Source organism: Phycisphaeraceae bacterium (assembly GCA_020851465.1).
Taxonomy (GTDB): Bacteria; Planctomycetota; Phycisphaerae; order Phycisphaerales; family Phycisphaeraceae; genus JADZCR01.
The window spans coordinates 38,900-56,807 of the sequence record JADZCR010000006.1 but is presented as its reverse complement, the minus strand read 5'-3'; the positions used below and the strand labels follow the sequence as shown (position 1 = coordinate 56,807).

Below are 17,908 nucleotides of genomic sequence, written 5' to 3'. Positions count from 1 at the left end.
TTTTGTAGGCGTCGCCCTGTGCCTTTATCATGGGCTGTGATTCACACGGAGTATCCGCATGGCATCGCCTTCCGACCGACGTTTTCTCGACACGCACGAATGGCATCTGAATCAGGCTGGCATCGTCACGCTCGGCATCAGCCAGTTTGCTGTCGAGGAGCTGACTGACATTACCTACCTGGATATCAAGAAAAAATCCGGGCCGATCAAAGCCGGCGAGTCGTTTGGCGAGATCGAGTCGGTCAAAGCCACCAGCGAACTTTACAGCGGGATCGACGGAACCATCGTCGAAGTCAATCAGGCGGCGATCTCCAACCCGGCCATCATCAATCAGGATGCGTACGGCCAGGGCTGGCTGATCAAAATCAAGGCAAGCAATCCGTCGCAGCTCGACGCTCTTCTCAGCGCGGCGGATTACGACAAGAAACACTGATCCACCCGGCGGAAAACGAGCCGGCCATCGTCATGGTTTCGGCTTCCGCCTTTCATCCGGCTGCTTCCATGATGATTGATGCGCACACTCACGTCTGGGAGTCGCCTGAGCAACTCGGCCGCGGCGCGGCGGCGGGCATACGGCGACTGGTCGATCAGCCATGGGACCAAATCGACGGCTCGATCGCAGCGTTTGAACGCGCCATGCAGCCCGTGCGCTGTGCCTTCGTACTCGGTTCCGTCAGCTCTTCGCGCGGCGCGTCGATCACCTCCGAGCAGGTCGCACGGATCGTGACACATCGGCCGGGGAAGTATGTCGGATTTGCCTCCATCGATCCGACACAGAAAGACGCCCTCGCCCAGCTCGACCGGGCGCAAGAGTTGGGACTCGTCGGCGTGACAGTCAGCCCGTCAGGGCAGACCTTCCACCCGATGCAGGATGAGGCGATGCGGATTTTCGAGACCTGCCGGGATCGCGGCCTGCCGGTCATCGTGCAAAATGACGCGCTCCTCGATGGGGCTGCTTCCCTGACCCTGGCGCAGCCGCACCTGTTTGATGAATTGGCGCAGAAGCTGCCCGATCTGCGTCTGGTCATCAGTCACCTGGGTGATCCGTGGATTTCCCAGACGCTGGTGATGCTCAGCCGTCATACTCATGTATTCGCGGATATTTCCGGGCTGGTCAACCATCCGCAGCGACTTTATGTCGCATTGCTCGAAGCGAGCCAGCGTCGTGTGATGGACAAGATTCTCTTTGCCAGCGGATTTCCCTTTTTGTCGCCGTCTGAGGCAGTCATGAATGTTTATTCTTGTCATACGATGGGACGGGGCAGCGGAATGCCTGCCGTGCCTCGTGAGGCATTGAGGGGAATTGTCGAGCGTGACACGATGAGCATGCTTGGCCTTGCGCTGCCAAGACTCGAAGATAATGCGCGGCTCACCGAGGAGCAGCCGACCCATGAACCACCGGCTCCACCAACGAAGATTCACGGAGGCATCGGTTGAAGCGACTTGATTCAGGAAAAATCGGCTGGCTCACGGCACTGGCTCTGGCGGCCCTCCTCTCAGGCGGATGCGGCATCCAGAACATCGTGAGAAATTCCCAGGCTGGCGGATCGCTGGCGATCCGCAGTCAGGCGGAGGTTAACACCGTTCTCAAGGGCGGATTCAAAACCGGCCTGTACAGTTACGACGATAAAAATAATCTCACCATCGTGCTGCTCGACGGTTCCATCGACAACCCGACGCAGGCGGTGACGATCCGGCTGTTCTGGGCACCGCGTGCCGGCCGGACACCCATCGATTCCTCGGCGACCAACGCCACCGTGCATTACATCGTCTTCACCGGCGATACCAAACAGGCAGGGGTTTACAGCGGTGCTGGATTTATGTTTCCCGATACGGAGATCGGCGGCAGTCGAATCCAGGCGGGAGTCTGGGACGCCAACCTCGTGCTCTCCGATCGCAGCGAAAGGTTTAACGATCTGCTCGGCCAGGCAAAGCTCGAAGGAAGCTTCAGCGCCCGTCGCAATGATGCGGAGACGCTTCATCTGGTGCGGCAGCTGAATATTCTGGTCCGCGAGCGGCTTGGATATCCCCGGCTGGTGATGGCGCGGTAGCGTGGGGTCACCTGTTAAAGTCGCCACCCTCTGCTGGAGGGATTGATGGAGATGCCATGCGGACGACGCACGATCATTCAGCGGTCGAAATCTTGATGCAAATCGTTTCCGTCTCTGACCGCTCTGCCGATAATCAAGTCAACTACTGGAGAGTCTTCATGTCAAAGTTTCGCGGGATCATCGGGATGATGCTGGCGCTAGCTGCGTCAGTGATGACAGGTTGCGGAGACAACCAGAACGGCGGCACGCAGTCCGGTTCGTCGCCAGCGACAGGCCCCATTCTGATCGGCCAATACGCCTCCATGACCGGCTCTGAGGCAACCTTCGGCCAAACAACAAACGAAGGCATCATGATCGCTCTCGAGGAGCAGAACGCCAAAGGCGGTATCCACGGCAGAAAAATCGAGATCATCACCTACGACGATCAAAGCAAGGCACAGGAAGCAGGATCGGCTGTCACCCGGCTCATCACGCAGGACAAAGTCGTCGCGGTGCTTGGTGAGGTCGCTTCAACGCGATCGCTCGTCGGCGGAAAAATCGCCCAGCAATTCGGTGTCCCGATGATCAGTCCCTCTTCCACCAATCCGGCGGTGACGGAAATCGGCGACATGGTTTTCCGTGTCTGCTTCATCGACCCGTTTCAGGGAACGGTGATGGCAAAATTCGCCCATGAAAATCTGAAGCTCTCCAAGGTCGCCATCCTCTACGACAAGGGGCAGGCTTACTCCACCGGCCTGCGCGACTTCTTTGAGGAGTCTTTCAAAGCGATGGGCGGAACGATCACCACCGTCCAGACGTACAAGGGCGGCGATCCCGACTTCAACGCTCAACTGACATCCATCCGCGAAAGCGGCGCGGAAGCGATCTACATTCCCGGCTACTACAACGAAGTGGCGAGCATCGCACTGCAGGCACGCAAGCTGGGGATCACCGTCCCGTTGATGGGTGGTGACGGCTGGGAGTCTCCCAAGCTGGCGGAGATCGCCGGCGATGCGGTGGAGGGTTGCTACTTCTCCAACCATTACGCCCCGGAAGCGGACACGCCGGAAGTCAAGGAGTTCGTGAAGAAGTACGAGGCGAAATACAAGAGCGTGCCCGGTGCCCTGGCTGCGTGCGGCTACGATGCGGCGATGATCCTGTTTTCCGCGATGGAAAAAGCCAAATCACTTGACGGTAAAGACCTCGCCGCCGCCATCGCGCAGACCAAAGACTACAAAGGCGTCACCGGCGTCATCACGCTCGATAAGCATCGCAATGCAAATAAGTCGGCCGTCGTGCTCAAAATGAAGGGCGGCGTGCCGGTCTATGAAACCACCGTCGCGCCGGACAGCACGCCATGATCTTTCGCGGTCGTCATACCGCGATTTGCGCTCAGCAATGACTCGATTACTTCAAACGCTCATGGATGGGCTTTCCGTCGGCAGCCTCTACGCGCTGATCGCGCTGGGCTACACGATGGTGTATGGCGTGCTTCAGTTCATCAATTTCTCGCATGGTGATGTGTTCATGCTCGGCGCGTGGTTTTCCTTCTGGCTCGCCACCCGTGCGGGATGGGCCGGTCAAAACGCGCACCCCTCACTCTTTCGCGCTGCGGTCGTGCTTTCGACGGCGATGCTCCTCTGCGGCATCCTCGGCTTTCTCATCGAGCGGCTTGCCTATCGTCCGCTGCGCAATGCGCCGCGACTCAATGTGCTGATCACTGCGATCGGCGTCTCGCTGTTTCTGGAAAATGCCGGCCAGCTCAAATTTATTTTCGGCACCCAGAATCAGCTCATGCCCGCCCTGCTGCCCTCGACGACGCTCGCCACTGTCGCCGATGTTCACATCACGCTCATCAACGTCATCATCATCGTTTTTTCGCTTGCCTTGATGGCAGCTCTGGATTGGGTCGTGCATCGCACACGGGCGGGGATGGCGATGCGGGCGGTCGCGTTCGACACGCGCACCGCTTCGCTCATGGGAGTCAATGTCAACCGCGTGGTCAGCACGACGTTTGTCGTCGGATCGATGCTCGCCGCCGCCGCCGGCTTTCTCTATGCGATCAAATACGAAAACATCAACCAGCCCGCTTTTCCCACATGGATCCTGCTGGGGCTTAAGGCCTTCGTTGCGGCAGTCGTCGGCGGGATCGGCAACATCCGCGGGGCCATGCTCGGCGGCCTGCTCATCGGGCTGATCGAAATGTTCGGAGCAGCCTACATCAGCAGCGAGTACCGCGATGTCTATGTCTTCTCCCTGCTGATTCTCGTCCTGCTCGTCCGACCCACCGGCCTGCTCGGTCGCTCAACCGTGGAGAAAGTCTGAATGGGTGACGGCTCCGCTAAACTCGCACCGCCCTCGCTGGCATCCAACCTGTCGAAGCGGGCACGCGAGCTTGCGCCGTCTCGTGTCGAAGCCTTCATCCGCAGCGTCCTGCCGCTGGTGATTGGCCTGACAGTGGCTCTCGTTCTCCATTGCTACGCCGAGCGATGGTTCGGTGCGTACCCTCAGAAAATCCTCATCGATATCGGCATCAACATCGTCCTGGCGGTGTCGCTCAACATCGTCAACGGGTACACAGGACAGTTCTCCATCGGTCACGCGGGCTTCATGGCACTGGGCGGTTATGCCGCTGGTTACGTCATGTATTACGGCTCGTTTTATTTCTGGGGCGATCCCAATACCTTTCACGGCGGATTTCTCAGTCTGACGCTCGATCCGAGCCGATATGTCGGTCCCTACTTCGGCTGGGGTGATCTACTCTTTGTCGGCGCAATGATTGCAGGCGGTCTGGTCGCAGCCTTTTTCGGGCTGCTCGTGGGGTTGCCGTCATTGCGGCTGCGCGGCGATTATCTTGCTATCGTCACGCTCGGCTTCGGCGAAATCGTGCGAGTGATCATCGAATCGACCCGTCCCGTCATTGACCGGCCGCAAAAGTTAACCGCACTTCGCTGGTACGAATTATTCAACCATGTCGGCGGGCCGCTGGGGTTCACGCTCCCGTTTTATTCCAGCCTGTTCTGGGTGGGAACGGCCGTGACCGTCATGCTCCTGGTCGCCTATCGGATCAAAAACTCAACCTTTGGCCGCGCTTTCCTGGCGATCCGTGAAAACGAGATCGCCGCCGCCGCAATCGGCGTACCGACGACACGGTACAAGGTCCGCGCCTTCGTCATCGCGGCATTCTTCGCGGGAGTGGCGGGTGCTCTGTTTGCCCATCAGGTCGGCAACCTGCTCAACCCCGGCGAGCTTGGATTCCAGAAATCATTCGACATCGTCATCATGGTCGTCCTCGGCGGGATGGGTTCGATTTCCGGCGCAGTCCTTGCCGCCGCAGTGCTGACGATCCTGCCCGAAGCTCTGCGGCAATTCGCCGACTACCGCATGGTGATTTATGCGGCCATGCTCATCGTCATCATGATCGTTCGACCGCAGGGACTCTTTGGCGTGCGTGAAATCTGGGATCTGCCGATCTGGTCTCGCTGGCGGGCACGTCGTCATCCGGGGGGACAGCCGTGACCCCAATCCTGCGACTGAATCAGGTATCGCTTTCCTTCGGCGGCCTCAAAGCTGTTCAGGATGTCTGTCTCGATCTCTTTCCGGGTGATTTGCACGGCCTCATCGGACCCAACGGTGCGGGAAAAACGACGATCTTCAACCTCGTGACCGGCGTCTATCACCCACAGGCGGGCCGGATCGAGCTTCACGGTCGGACGATTAACGGATTAAGGCCGCATCGTGTCGCACATGCCGGAATCGCCCGGACATTTCAGAACATCCGGCTGTTTCCCGATCTATCGGTCCTCGATAACGTCCGGGTCGCCTGTCATCTCCGCGCCCGACATGGCATCGCGGCTGCGCTGCTCCGCACGGCAAGACATCGCGGAGAGGAACGCGCGGTCACCGATCATTCCCTCGACCTGCTGCATAAGTTCAACCTCGACTCGCGCCGACATGAGACCGCGAGAAACCTGCCCTATGGCGACCAGCGCCGCCTGGAAATCGCGCGGGCATTGGCGACTGGTCCTGCGGTCCTGCTGCTGGACGAACCGGCAGCGGGCATGAATACCGGTGAAAAACGCGCGCTGGCGGAGCTTATCCGCCAGATCCGTCAGGAGTTCAACCTGACAATCCTGCTGATCGATCACGACATGGGGTTGATTATGAATATCTGCGATCGCATCACCGTGCTCGACCATGGAGAAGTGATCTGCTGCGGCACCGCCAGTCAGGTGCAGAGCGACCCGCAAGTAATCGAGGCGTACCTCGGAGAAAGCAGCAAGACAACCGATCACCCAAACCCCTGACCGCGTGAGGAACTCCGCAAGCGGAAACTTCCACCGCAAGCAGTATTGACGATCCATGAACCTCTGACTCCGAATGCTGGCACACGATGGCACTCCTTGAGCTAAATCAACTCGATGTCCACTACGGCGCAATCCGCGGATTGCACGATGTGACGCTGCAGGTGGAGGCAGGCCAGGTCGTCGCACTGTTGGGGGCTAACGGAGCAGGTAAATCCACGACGCTCCGCGCGATCTCCGGCCTCATCAGGCCGACACGCGGGCGGATCACCTTTGATGGCCGATCCATCGTCGGCCTGCAGCCCCACCGTATCGTTGAGATGGGAATCGCCCACGTCCCTGAGGGGCGGGGTATTTTTGCCAACTTCACCGTTGCGGAAAATCTGCGGATCGGCGGCCATGCGCACCGACTCACAGCCAGGCAATATGCCGACCGGCTTGAAGAGGCTCTGCATCTGTTCCCTCGTTTGCGCGAACGACTCACTCAAAATGCCGGCACGCTTTCAGGCGGGGAGCAGCAGATGCTCGCCATCGCACGGGCGCTGATCGGCAAGCCTCGCCTGCTTCTGCTCGACGAACCTTCGCTGGGTCTGGCGCCGCAGATCGTCCAGTTAATTTTCAAAATCATTCGTCAGATCAACGCCCATGAGGGCGGAGGTACGACGGTGCTGCTGGTGGAGCAGAATGTTCACATGGCCTTGCAAGCGGCGAATTACGCCTATGTCCTCGAAGTCGGCTCAATCGCCATGGCGGATACAGCCGATCGACTAGCAGCCAGCGATCAGATCAGGAAGGCCTATCTGGGTGCCACATGATCGGGGATTCATCGGAAGCCGTACGGACACGGCTTCCGTGGCTTTGGCCGCGGCTTACAATGCCGCCCCACGACCGGAGCATTCATGGACACCATCCGCCATTTCATCGACCTGTTCCTCCACCTCGACAAACATCTGGCGGAACTCGTGCAGAACTACGGTGTCTGGACGTACGGGATTCTCTTTCTGATCATCTTTGCGGAAACCGGCCTTGTCGTGACGCCGTTCCTCCCCGGCGATTCGCTGCTCTTTGCCGCAGGCGCTATCGCAGCCAACCCGGAAATGGGTCTCAACGTGTTTTATCTGGGCGGCCTGCTGCTGGCGGCTGCGATCATCGGCGACACGGTGAACTACCACATCGGAAAGTTTGTCGGCCCGCGCGCGATGGCTAAAGACCGCTGGTTTCTCAAACGCTCGCACCTCGAACGTACACACCGTTTTTTCGAAAAGCATGGCGGTAAGACGATCATCATCGCCCGCTTCGTGCCCATCGTGCGTACCTTTGCCCCGTTCGTGGCTGGTATCGGCGCGATGAGTTACGGAAAGTTCATCGCGTTCAACGTCATCGGTGCTGTCGCGTGGGTCGTCGGGTTCATGGCGGCGGGTTACTGGTTCGGCAACCTCGAATACGTCAAACGTAATTTCACGCTGGTGATCCTCGCTATCATCGTGATCTCGATTCTCCCCGGCCTGATCGAAGTGCTCCGGGCCAGGAGAGCGAAATCCGAAGAAAGTCCGCAGAGGAGTGATTCGCAATGAATGTTCTGGTCACCGGCGGTGCCGGTTACATCGGCTCACACGCGGTTAAGCGGCTGCTGGCGGGCGGTCACTTTGTGGTCGTCATCGACAACCTGTTCCGCGGTCACTCCCTGGCGGTGCTCCAGCCGGCGATATTCGAGAAAATCGATCTCCGCGACACGCCGGCCATCGAGCGGATTCTCAAGGAACACCGCATCGAGTGTGTCATGCACTTTGCTGCGCTGGCGTATGTCGGCGAATCGGTCCATGAGCCGCTGCGCTACTACGACAACAACACCGCCGGCACGCTCAGCCTGCTGCGCGCCATGAATGCTGCGGGGGTTCAGCGGCTGGTCTTCAGTTCCACCTGTGCGACCTACGGCGAACCGGAGCGCATGCCGATCACCGAAGACATGCCGCAGCGACCGATCAATCCCTACGGCTGGTCAAAGCTCTTCGTTGAGCGGATCCTGATGGATTACGCAACCGCCAATAAGTCGTTCGGATTCGTCGCGCCGCGCTATTTCAATGTCGCCGGTGCTGCGAGCGATGGCGCGATCGGCGAGGATCACGAACCCGAAACGCACATCATTCCCGTACTCATTCACACCGCATTGGGCAAGCGGCCCAGCGCGACGATTTTCGGCGTCGATTACCCCACGGCTGACGGTACGTGCATCCGCGATTACATCCATGTCGAAGACCTCGTTGACGCGCACGCGGTGGCGATGGAAGCGATCAAGCCGGGAGATCAGCGGTTCTACAACCTCGGCATCGGTCGGGGTTACAGTGTCAAGGAAGTGGTCGCCGCGGTGAAACAGGTCACGGGAATCGACTTCAAGGTGGAGATCGGCCCGCGCCGACCGGGTGACCCGCCGCAACTTTACGCCAATGCCGACAAAATCAAACGCGAGCTAGGCTGGTCCGCCAAACAAACGGATATCCGTCAGATTGTCGAGACGGCGTGGCGATGGTTCAAGGCTCACCCGAACGGCTATCCGAAATGATCCCGCAGGAGAGCGGCACATCTCTCCGCAAAGGCAAGCGCGTTTCGTTACCCGGAACTCAACTGCGCCAGGGAGTGCGGGTTCCTTCAAATCCCCAGACCGGCAAGCTCCGCGTCAGCAGCCACCCCAGCGGGATCGCCGCGACAGCGGTGTAAAGCATCTCGAAAAAGCGGCGATAAAGCTGATCGCCGATGCTCCAGCCGTCGATCCGTCCGGGAAATCCCGGCAATGGCAGGCCGCGCATCGTCAGGGCCGCGACGATCACCAGATGCACAAACACTCCGGCAACGACCACGCTGATGGCGACCGCCAACGGTGACTGACGAAACAGGAACGTGCGCACCTGGAGCACCGCGTAGCCTCCCAGCATGTAACCCAGTGTCGCCGGGCCGATCATGGAAGGCACACTCACCGGATCGACCACGGGGATCGGCTGGAGGTCTGTCACCAACCCGATGGTCAGCATCACCCAGGGCACGATACGGGACGGTGCCCACAACGCGACGAAGGTCGCAAGCACCAGCAAAAAGCTCGGACAAATTTCACCGGCTGAAGTATTGATGCGCAGCAGCGAACGCAACCCGGTCTCCAGCACCAGCAGCACAAAGGTGAAAATAAAAAACACGTACCAGCGCATCAGCCGCGTTTCTCCATGAGACGATGCGGGGTCGATGATTCGGATGAGGCATCGAACCAACCCACCGGTCCCGGTGCCGCGCCGGGGGTCGTCCTGGTCAGCAGTACCTGCACATGGTCGAGCGTATCCAGTTCACGGATCGGCTCGACAATCACACGCTCGCGCAGGAATGGGTCGTTGGGCAGCTTTTCGCGGCGCGTCACCTTGCCGACGATGAATCCGCGCGATTCGCTCGGCCAAGCCTGCTCCGCCATGCGGACCACATCGCCGATCTGTGTCGCGTTGACGGCCGTTTCGATCCAGAACTCCTTGCCGTCAGGTGAAGCGGTCGCCGCGCCGTTTTGCCGTACGACGCCGTTTGGATCAATGATGCGAACCTCGAAAGGCATCGATCGAGGCATCGGCGCGCTGAGCAACCGGACCACCGAGGTAAACTCGCCGACCTCGGCAACGCGACCGACGAGGAACTCGCCGGAGACGACCACCGCCCCTTCGACGATGCCGGACCTCGCGCCGTGATTGATGGTGAGCAGCCCCCGCGCAGACCCGCCGGGAGCGGCGACGACATCCACGGGCAGCGGCGTTCCGACGATCGGCTTGAAAATGCGGCGTAACGCACTGATGTCAACAAGCTGGGCCCGTGACGCCTCCAGATCGTGAAGCAGTTGCTCATTGAGCCTTTCGAGTGCCCAGACCCGCTGCTGGAGATCGTTGGCTGTGGTGATCGGCGCGGGCAGGTCGGCGCGGCCGCGCACGGCGTTACTCATCGTCGTCAGCTTGTGGGTAAACGGCGAGAGTGCGAATCGCAGAATCTCCGCCGGCCCGCGCGCAATAGCGGTTGCTACCGACGCTTTAAGGAAGCAGCCGACGAGCAGCAGGAACACGATCCCAGCCAGAACCCGGTGATAAGTGAAAAAGCGGAGCATGGCACAAACGCCTTGCGCTAGACCCCTCTTGCCTGAGAGAGAGGAAATCGGAATCTGTCTCCGCGCATCATCGCGGAAGGCGGGTGGTTTATCCCTCGTCCGAATCGCTCGGCAGGTATCGCTTCCACTCCTCAAGGTGTTCGAGATAGAAAGCGGTGCCGCGAGCCACGCAGGTAAGCGGGTCATCGGCCTGACGAGCGTCGAGGCCGGTCGCATCCGCGATGACCTTGCAGATGCCGCGGAGCAGCGCTCCGCCGCCCGCGAGGGTGATGCCGTTGTCCACGAGGTCCGCCGCCAGTTCGGGGTCAGCGCGTTCCAGTGTGCGGATGACCGTTTCGCTGATGGCCGAGATCGGCTCAAGCAGACACTGCCTCACTTCCTCGCTGGTGATGACGGTTTTTCGCGGCAAGCCGGAGATCATGTCACGGCCGCGGACATCCATGGTCATTTCTTCACCAAACGGCGCCGCCGAGCCGATTTCGATCTTGACACGTTCAGCGGTCTGCTCACCGATGTTCAGGTTGTAGGCCTTCTTCATGTGATTGATGATGGCTTCGTCGAAGTCATCTCCCGCCACACGCACGCTCTCGCACTGGGCGATGTCCGCCAGTGAGAGGATGGCCACTTCGGTCGTACCGCCGCCGATGTCCACGATCATCGATGCGGTCGCCTCACGCACGGGCAATCCGGCACCGACGGCCGCGGCCATCGGCTCCTCGATCAGATGCACGCTTCGGGCACCGGCGCGTCGAGCTGACTCGATCACCGCGCGCTTTTCGACAGCGGTGATCCCGCTGGGCACTGCAATGACGACTCTGGGGCCGATCACCGTGCTGCGACCCTGAACTTTCTGGATGAAGTATTTGAGGAGCACCTCGGTGATGTCGAAGTCGCTGATCACGCCGTCTTTCATGGGGCGGATAGCGGAGATCGATCCGGGTGTCTTGCCGAGCATCTCCTTGGCGGCCCAGCCTACGGCCAGCGTGCCGTCGGGATTGCGCAGGACGTGGTTGGTTCCCTTGTGAACGGCGACGACGCTTGGCTCATTAAGCACGATACCCTCGCCGCGCACACACACGAGTGTGTTACACGTACCAAGGTCGATACCCATATCGACGCTGAACCAGCTTAGGAGATTGTCAAAAATCAAAGAGGCGAACCCTCCATGGCGACGGCACGAAGCGCGGCGCAAACAAGGCTGGAGAACCCCAGGCGGCGCGTCAGGCGTGATCCTCTGGAGGAACGTCGCACTGAGAAACGATCGCCTACCTCAAGTGGTCGGCATGTTAACCGATTCCGCACGCCCATGCTGTCCATCATCGGTGTCGCAGGCTATCGGACTTGTGTTTTAGGAGACACGGAAAACCACCGGCGAGGGATCACCGCAGGCCGGGAGTGGTCGTCTTGATTTCGGGAGCGACGAAGGGGTTATCGCCGTAGAGTTGGGAGCTGCGGTACCAGATGAATCCAACGCCGCACACGAGGATCAGCAGCGATACGAGCATGAGCACGGTGTAGATGTTGCTGGAGGCACCGCTGCGAGTGGGAGTAACCACGGGTCCGGGGGCTTGTGTCATCGCCAGAATCTCCGCAGGGCAACGGCTTTTGCCGTCAACCGATTATCAATCGAGAAATTACACGCGGGTTAAGCCGTCCCATCGACGGGCGGCCGTGGGAAACCCATCATTGACCGCCTGACAGAACCTTGTCACCCGCCTGGATGTCGCCGGTGGACAGCGTCATGCGGCCCGAAGCGGCATTGGTATCCACCGCGGTGATCACGAGCGTTCCGAGGTACACATCACCCCGGTGAACGAGGAATCTCATGTTCTCCTCGACGCCGCCAGCCGAGCCGACGTTGATCTGGGCGAAGCTGTCGCCTTCGACTTTATCGACTTTGGTGACCGAGCCGTTGATCGTCACGGAAGACTCAAAGGTAGCCGGAGCGGTCGGACCTGCTGTGTTCGCCGCGACGGCGCTGCCGCCCTGAGCGAGACGCTTGGTGGTTTCCGCCAACTGTGTTTCGAGATCGACGAGGCGTTCCGCGTCACGCTTGCGCTGACGCTCCGCTGCCTGGAGCTGGCTGGTGATCTCCTCGATGCGGTCCTGCAGCTCGATCATGCGTGTCTGCTGACTGACCATCGCGGTCCGACGGTCACGCAGCTCAGCCTCCATCGCTTCTTGAAGCTGGGTGCTGAGTTTCGCCGCAGCGGAAAGCTGTGTAAGGTCAGCCTCACGCTTTACGAGATCAGCCTTGGCCTCAAGCCCTTCCTTCTCAGACTGGGCAAGGCGATCGTTCAGAGCCAGAACCTGCTGGTCAACCAGAGCCTTGGCACTCTGAAGTTGCACATAGGCTTCGGTCTGCTTGTTCTGCATCGTGTTGATTTCGGTCTGCCGCTGCGCTGCGGTCTGGCGTGCGCCTTCGGCTTCCGTCTTGGCCAGCCGGACCTGTTCTTTATAGTTCTCGGTCTTGGCGACGAACGGCACGAACAGCGCGACCAGCAGGATCGAGAGCACCGTCACGAGCACAACGAAGACTTTGGTCAGTACGCTCAAGGTGACCTCCACTTAACGGTGGCATGAAAGCCGGTTGAGGATTCGCGGCTGCGGGCCCCGGCAACCAACCCAGCCGATCTGAATGATAAGTTAACCGGGGCAAAGGTCTTGTCAACCTCCCCCTATTTTGCACAAGGGCCGGCGGGGAGTTTTTACACCATCCATTCAAAACTGCTCCCGCCAGCAAGCCAACCCCAGATTCAGCGGATACCTCATAAACCTAAGCGTTATCCCCGTCTGCTCACTGACCCGCCTCCGAGGGCTGCCGCCGATCATCGCCGCCGGCGCGTTATTTCCCGCCGCCTGGAAACTTTTCCAACAACACCCCCGCCACCACTGGAGCGATCAACCGCGACACCTCACGGGCACCCGCCTCATTGAAGTGGCAGTCATCAATAAAAAGCTCGCTCCTGCCGTTCATCGAAGCCAGGTCAGCCAGCGCGATGCTGCGACGAGCAGCGATTTCGCGCAGCACCTTGTTGTAACGGTCCATTGTCGCCCGTAATACTGTGATGGAAAGGTATCGTCCGTCATCCAGCCAGCCGAACCACAACAGATTTCGCTCCTTTTCACCCAGCGACTCATCCCAGAGCACGGGTTGCGTGACAAGTATGAGCTTGACGTTTTTTCGCGCACAGACATCCGCGATCTTTTCAATCCGATGGCGATAGCTCTCGATGGCAGCATCGAAGTTCGGCACGTCGTCCGTCTTTGCCGCAGTGCGTCTGCGCTCACGACGCGAGATGTAGCTGGCACCGCCCTCATCTTCGACGTTGAGTTGATCGCCTTTGAGTTTTTTGAGGAGTTGTTTGACCAGCACACCGCCGCGAATCAGCAAAACCGACCGCCGCCAGATCGGGCGGCCGACGAGTTCCGGCCGGGCAAGTTCGCCGACAGCATCCGGGGTTGGCGACACCAGTGCCTTGGATAAATCGTTGATCCCCACGAGCAGGACGATCGCACTGACACGGCTCATGAGGTCGCTGTTTTCCACAAACAGCAGATGCGCATCGGACGCTAACCCGCTCGCACCCGCACTTCCGGTCCAGACCGGCCGCCCCAGGCTCGTCTCCAAATCCGACGTGAGGAGATGGGTCCACGTTTCGTCATCATCCAGATAAAGACATTCCGTTGTGCTCCCGCCGAGGCAGAGCACTCGGAGCGAATCTTTATCCAAAGGCATCTTCGGGCCGCGCACGCCGTCAGCGTTGGTGGTGTATCGAGAGTCGCCGGTAATTCCCGGCATGACCTGAGGCGTGGGACGAAAAATCCACTGATGATCGGGTGTGCGGAGATGAAACGGCGCGTCACCGGTTGGCAGAGAGCGAACGACGCTTTCGGCGACAGCTAACGCCAGCACCGAAAAAAACACCAGCACCACGAGTCGCGTCCAGTGTTTGAGGTAAAACGCCCTGCCTCGCGCAACGCAGACGAGCAGCACCGCCGCCATCATCCAAACAGCGACCCCAGCCACGATCGCCTGTTCCTGGCGATAAACCATGCGCCAACCGCGGGCGAACCCAACGAGCGTATCGAGCAGGATCAAGGCGGGGACGATCGCTGCGGCCACATAGCCGATCAGCACTTTCTTCCGCACGAGGGGATCGGACATAGCTGCGATTTTACTACAAGACACACCCCTGCCGCCGTCTCACGCGACCGGCGCGATGTGGAGTCGCCCTGTCATGAAATGCTTACATCGTCGCCGGGGCAGGCGTGGGCAGCCCGTAAACTCGCGCAGCGCGCTTGGACCCGCTGGGCAGGCCGATCGTCTGCTTGGAGATTTTGTCCTGTAACCGCATCAGCCCTTCGATCAGAGCTTCGGGGCGAGGCGGGCAGCCGGGTACATACACATCGACAGGCACCACGAGGTCCACACCTTTGACGACGCTGTAACCGTACTTGAAGTAAGGTCCGCCGCCGACGGTACACGCGCCCATCGCTATGACGTACTTCGGATCGGGCATCTGGTTATAGAGCCTGCGGAGTCGTGAAGCCATTTTGTAGTTGACGGTACCCGCGACAATCATCAGGTCCGCCTGTCGCGGCGTGGCGCGAAACGCACCGGCTCCGAACCGGTCGAGATCAAATCGCGACGCGCCGACAGCCATCATCTCGATTGCGCAGCACGCCAGACCGAAAGTCATCGGCCAGAGGCTGCTCTTACGCGCCCAGTTAATCGCCCAATCGACGCTCGTGATGATCAGGCCTTCTTCAAAACGATTTTCAATCCAGCTCATAGCGGTCCTTTGGCGGGTGACATGATGAGTATAAGCGGTGATCGACCGCGGAGCCAAGGGTCAGCAGACCGAACCGTGCAAAATCAACAACCTCTTTGTACGCGTTACCTGCCCTCTCATCCGCCGTCATGCTCGTTTCCCGTTAACATCGCAGCGTGAGTCGTCGGGATTCCCAACCATCACCCTTGCAGTCCGCTACACCGCTGCCAACGCTGATCCAGACGGTTTGCAGCAGTTTGGTGATACTCGCTCTGTTTGCCGCAGCTCTGCTGCGACAACCGATGTGTCATCAGCCGGGGCCGCCTCTTTCCGTTGTCGAAGCCCTCTTTCTGGCCCTGAGCGCGCTCACCGCCAACGGTCTGTCGATTGCGGAGCCTGCATCGACCCTGACGCCGCTGGGCTGTCAGGTCGTGCTGGTGCTAACGATGATCGGCGGAACGTCCATGATGGTCATGGCTGCGTGGATCATCGAAGAACTCCTCAACGACGAAGCGGACGTGACGGCTGATCATGTGCAACGCATCAGCCGCAGCCGGATCGCCTGGCGCACCACCCTGCTGTTGTTCATCCTCCATCTGGTCGGAGCTGCGCTGATAGTTCCCATGTGGCGTGACGTGGAAGGCGTCGAGCGGATTCTGTTGAGTCAGACTCTCGCGGTGGATGCCGTCTATCACGCGGGGTTCTGGTTTTCCTATCACTCGCTCGATGCGTATCGCTACGGCTGGGCAATGCACGCTGTCGTGTCTCCGCTCATTCTCATCAGCGTGTTGGGTTATCCGATTCTTCGCCGTATCGCTTGCGCGTTGCGGCATCGTAAACGACTCGACGGCTACGCTCGTGCAGCGATTGGTGTGACAGCGTTGATTTACGTGGCGGGAACGCTGGCGATCGTCAGCGCCCGGATTGCTCCTTATTTTTATCAATCACTCAAACTCGGCATCGCATCGAACATGCCCCACGCAGGACCGCTGACTTTTTCAGCCGTCTCCGCCACGGTTGCCGACGCCAGCCTGCTGACCATTTCCGCCCAGAACGTCGGCCTGGCCGCGATCCCTCTGGAGCAACTCGAACCCGCAGCATGGCTGGCGTTGATCCTGCTCATGATCCTGGCGGGAGTGACTCCGCTGGCGTTCGCGGCTGTCGTCTCCCACACCTGCCGCACCACACGCGGCAAGGCCTCCTTGATTTCGGAAACAGCAATCCGTTGCGCGACGGCTGTCATCCTGTGGTTTGCGCTGCTCGTTGCCGCCGGCCTGTTCATGCTCTGTCTTTTCGAGCCTTATCCGTTCCGATCATTGCTCACTGAAGCCGTGGCTGCCTGTACCTCGACGAGTCTGACGCTGGGCGTCACGGCTGAGGTGACGACGTTCAGCAAAGTAATCCTCATGTTGCTGATGCTCGGCGGTGCATACGGCCCCCTGCTGCTGGCATCGACGATCATCGATCGCCGCAACAGCCGGTGAAATTACCCGATCAGCTTCAATCTCCCGCAAATCTGGCACGGCCTATCCGCAACCGCTATGCTCATCGTGCTTAACCACGGGCAGCTTATGTCAGCCACCATTCCCTACGACATTCCGACTCCTGCTTTGGTCATTGACGAAGTTGCCGTCAAACGCAACATCGCGAGGCTCGCTGATTACGGCCGCAAACATCTGATCGGCATCCGCCCGCATACCAAGACGCATAAATCAATCCGCATGGCCAAGGCGCAACTGGACGCCGGAGCGGTCGGCCTGACGGTGGCGAAAGTCGGCGAGGCTGAAGTCATGGCCGTGACCGGCGGCGATCTGTTGCTGGCCTATCCCGCGCTCGACCCCTTCCGCACGGGCCGTATCGCTGAACTGGCAAAGGCGCACTCAGTCCGCGTGAGTCTCGACTCGACCCTGGCGGCGGACAACATCGCATCCGCAGCCGACAAAATCGGTGTCACTGTCGGCATGCTCGCGGACATCGACGTGGGCATGCACCGGACGGGTGTGCAGACCATCGAGCAGTCGCTCGCGCTGGCGCAGCATATTTCCCGACTCAAGGGAGCGCGACTCGACGGCATCATGTTTTACGTCGGACACATCTGGGGACCGCCGGCGGACATGGTGACTAAGCTCGGCGAGGTGAACCGGTTCATCCAGTCCGCGATAGACCTCTGGAAAAAGCACGGACTCGAAGCGCGTATCGTCACCGGCGGATCGACGCCCACCGCCTTTGAATCGCATCACGTACCGGCCCAGACAGAAATACGGCCCGGCACCTACATCTATTACGACCGGAATTGTCTGGCGGGGAACTGGTGTACGCTCGATGACTGTGCCGCTCGCATCATTGCGACCGTGATGAGCGACGCGGTGCCTGACAAAGTCATCGTGGATGCGGGCAACAAGACCTTGACGATGGACCCGCTCGCGACAGACGCAAAGACCGGCGGTCACGGTCTGGTCGTCGAGTACCCCCTCGCCAAGCTCACCCGTCTGAGCGAGGAGCACGGCGAGATGGACCTCTCCGCTTACACCCGGAGACCGAAGCTCGGCGACCGTGTTCAGATCGTGCCCAACCACGTCTGCCCCTGCGTCAATCTTCACAACTCCGCGTGGCTTCGCCGTGAGGACGGCAAGCTCGAAAAACTACCCATCGACGCACGCGGATTGCTTTCCTGAT

The 17,908-nt window shown here is 59.9% G+C and carries 19 protein-coding genes; 12 read left to right on the top strand and 7 right to left on the bottom strand.

The genetic code is table 11. The features are described from left to right. The first annotated feature begins 58 nt into the window (after positions 1-58). The 10 genes from gcvH to galE all read left to right on the top strand — a co-directional run bounded on the left by gcvH (position 59) and on the right by galE (position 8,894). A complete protein-coding gene (gene gcvH / locus IT444_06745) occupies positions 59-433 on the top strand; it encodes a glycine cleavage system protein GcvH (GenBank protein ID MCC7192467.1) in 375 nt (124 codons plus the stop codon). A 32-nt stretch (positions 434-465) separates the two neighbouring features. Further along, the gene (locus tag IT444_06740) at positions 466-1,437 is read left to right on the top strand and encodes an amidohydrolase family protein (GenBank protein MCC7192466.1); all 972 of its coding nucleotides are present in this window, start codon (positions 466-468) and stop codon (positions 1,435-1,437) included. Further along, positions 1,434-2,051, top strand: a complete 618-nt coding sequence (locus IT444_06735) for a hypothetical protein (GenBank protein ID MCC7192465.1) — start codon at positions 1,434-1,436, stop codon at positions 2,049-2,051. The genes IT444_06740 and IT444_06735 overlap by 4 nt, the downstream gene beginning before the upstream one ends. A 158-nt stretch (positions 2,052-2,209) precedes the next feature. Then, entirely contained in the window at positions 2,210-3,391 is a 1,182-nt protein-coding gene (locus tag IT444_06730; GenBank protein ID MCC7192464.1) for an ABC transporter substrate-binding protein, read from the top strand. 37 nt (positions 3,392-3,428) lie between these two features. Further along, a complete protein-coding gene (locus IT444_06725) occupies positions 3,429-4,355 on the top strand; it encodes a branched-chain amino acid ABC transporter permease (GenBank protein ID MCC7192463.1) in 927 nt (308 codons plus the stop codon). Next, positions 4,356-5,549: a branched-chain amino acid ABC transporter permease gene (locus IT444_06720; protein MCC7192462.1), complete on the top strand. Its 1,194-nt coding sequence runs from the start codon at positions 4,356-4,358 to the stop codon at positions 5,547-5,549. It begins immediately after the preceding gene. A gap of 5 nt (positions 5,550-5,554) precedes the next feature. Next, a complete protein-coding gene (locus IT444_06715) occupies positions 5,555-6,337 on the top strand; it encodes an ABC transporter ATP-binding protein (protein ID MCC7192461.1) in 783 nt (260 codons plus the stop codon). An 86-nt stretch (positions 6,338-6,423) separates the two neighbouring features. After that, the gene (locus IT444_06710; GenBank protein MCC7192460.1) at positions 6,424-7,149 is read left to right on the top strand and encodes an ABC transporter ATP-binding protein; all 726 of its coding nucleotides are present in this window, start codon (positions 6,424-6,426) and stop codon (positions 7,147-7,149) included. A gap of 84 nt (positions 7,150-7,233) precedes the next feature. Next, positions 7,234-7,908 carry a DedA family protein gene (locus tag IT444_06705; GenBank protein MCC7192459.1) on the top strand — a complete coding sequence of 225 codons (675 nt, stop codon included), beginning with the start codon at positions 7,234-7,236 and terminating at the stop codon, positions 7,906-7,908. Then, a complete protein-coding gene (gene galE, locus IT444_06700) occupies positions 7,905-8,894 on the top strand; it encodes a UDP-glucose 4-epimerase GalE (protein ID MCC7192458.1) in 990 nt (329 codons plus the stop codon). Before IT444_06705 ends, galE begins: the two co-directional genes overlap by 4 nt. 58 nt (positions 8,895-8,952) lie before the next feature. On the opposite strand, the gene IT444_06695 is transcribed toward galE, so the two are convergent. The 7 genes from IT444_06695 to IT444_06665 all read right to left on the bottom strand — a co-directional run bounded on the left by IT444_06695 (position 8,953) and on the right by IT444_06665 (position 15,253). Continuing rightward, positions 8,953-9,531, bottom strand: a complete 579-nt coding sequence (locus IT444_06695; protein ID MCC7192457.1) for a hypothetical protein — start codon at positions 9,529-9,531, stop codon at positions 8,953-8,955. Next, entirely contained in the window at positions 9,531-10,457 is a 927-nt protein-coding gene (locus IT444_06690; protein MCC7192456.1) for a hypothetical protein, read from the bottom strand. Before IT444_06690 ends, IT444_06695 begins: the two co-directional genes overlap by 1 nt. An 88-nt stretch (positions 10,458-10,545) precedes the next feature. Further along, complete coding sequence (locus IT444_06685; protein ID MCC7192455.1) at positions 10,546-11,607, bottom strand: rod shape-determining protein; 1,062 nt, start codon at positions 11,605-11,607, stop codon at positions 10,546-10,548. A 229-nt stretch (positions 11,608-11,836) separates the two neighbouring features. Next, positions 11,837-12,034, bottom strand: a complete 198-nt coding sequence (locus tag IT444_06680) for a hypothetical protein (protein MCC7192454.1) — start codon at positions 12,032-12,034, stop codon at positions 11,837-11,839. 106 nt (positions 12,035-12,140) lie between these two features. Beyond that, on the bottom strand, positions 12,141-13,013 hold the full coding sequence (locus IT444_06675; GenBank protein MCC7192453.1) for a hypothetical protein: 873 nt from the start codon (positions 13,011-13,013) through the stop codon (positions 12,141-12,143). Positions 13,014-13,302: 289 nt separating this feature from the next. Further along, positions 13,303-14,625, bottom strand: a complete 1,323-nt coding sequence (locus IT444_06670) for an SGNH/GDSL hydrolase family protein (protein MCC7192452.1) — start codon at positions 14,623-14,625, stop codon at positions 13,303-13,305. An 82-nt stretch (positions 14,626-14,707) separates the two neighbouring features. Next, positions 14,708-15,253: an NADH-quinone oxidoreductase subunit B gene (locus tag IT444_06665; protein MCC7192451.1), complete on the bottom strand. Its 546-nt coding sequence runs from the start codon at positions 15,251-15,253 to the stop codon at positions 14,708-14,710. Positions 15,254-15,408: 155 nt separating this feature from the next. Here IT444_06665 and IT444_06660 point away from each other — a divergent pair, with 155 nt between their 5' ends. Continuing rightward, on the top strand, positions 15,409-16,716 hold the full coding sequence (locus tag IT444_06660; protein ID MCC7192450.1) for a hypothetical protein: 1,308 nt from the start codon (positions 15,409-15,411) through the stop codon (positions 16,714-16,716). A gap of 87 nt (positions 16,717-16,803) precedes the next feature. Further along, entirely contained in the window at positions 16,804-17,907 is a 1,104-nt protein-coding gene (locus IT444_06655) for an alanine racemase (GenBank protein MCC7192449.1), read from the top strand. Position 17,908 lies beyond the last annotated feature (1 nt).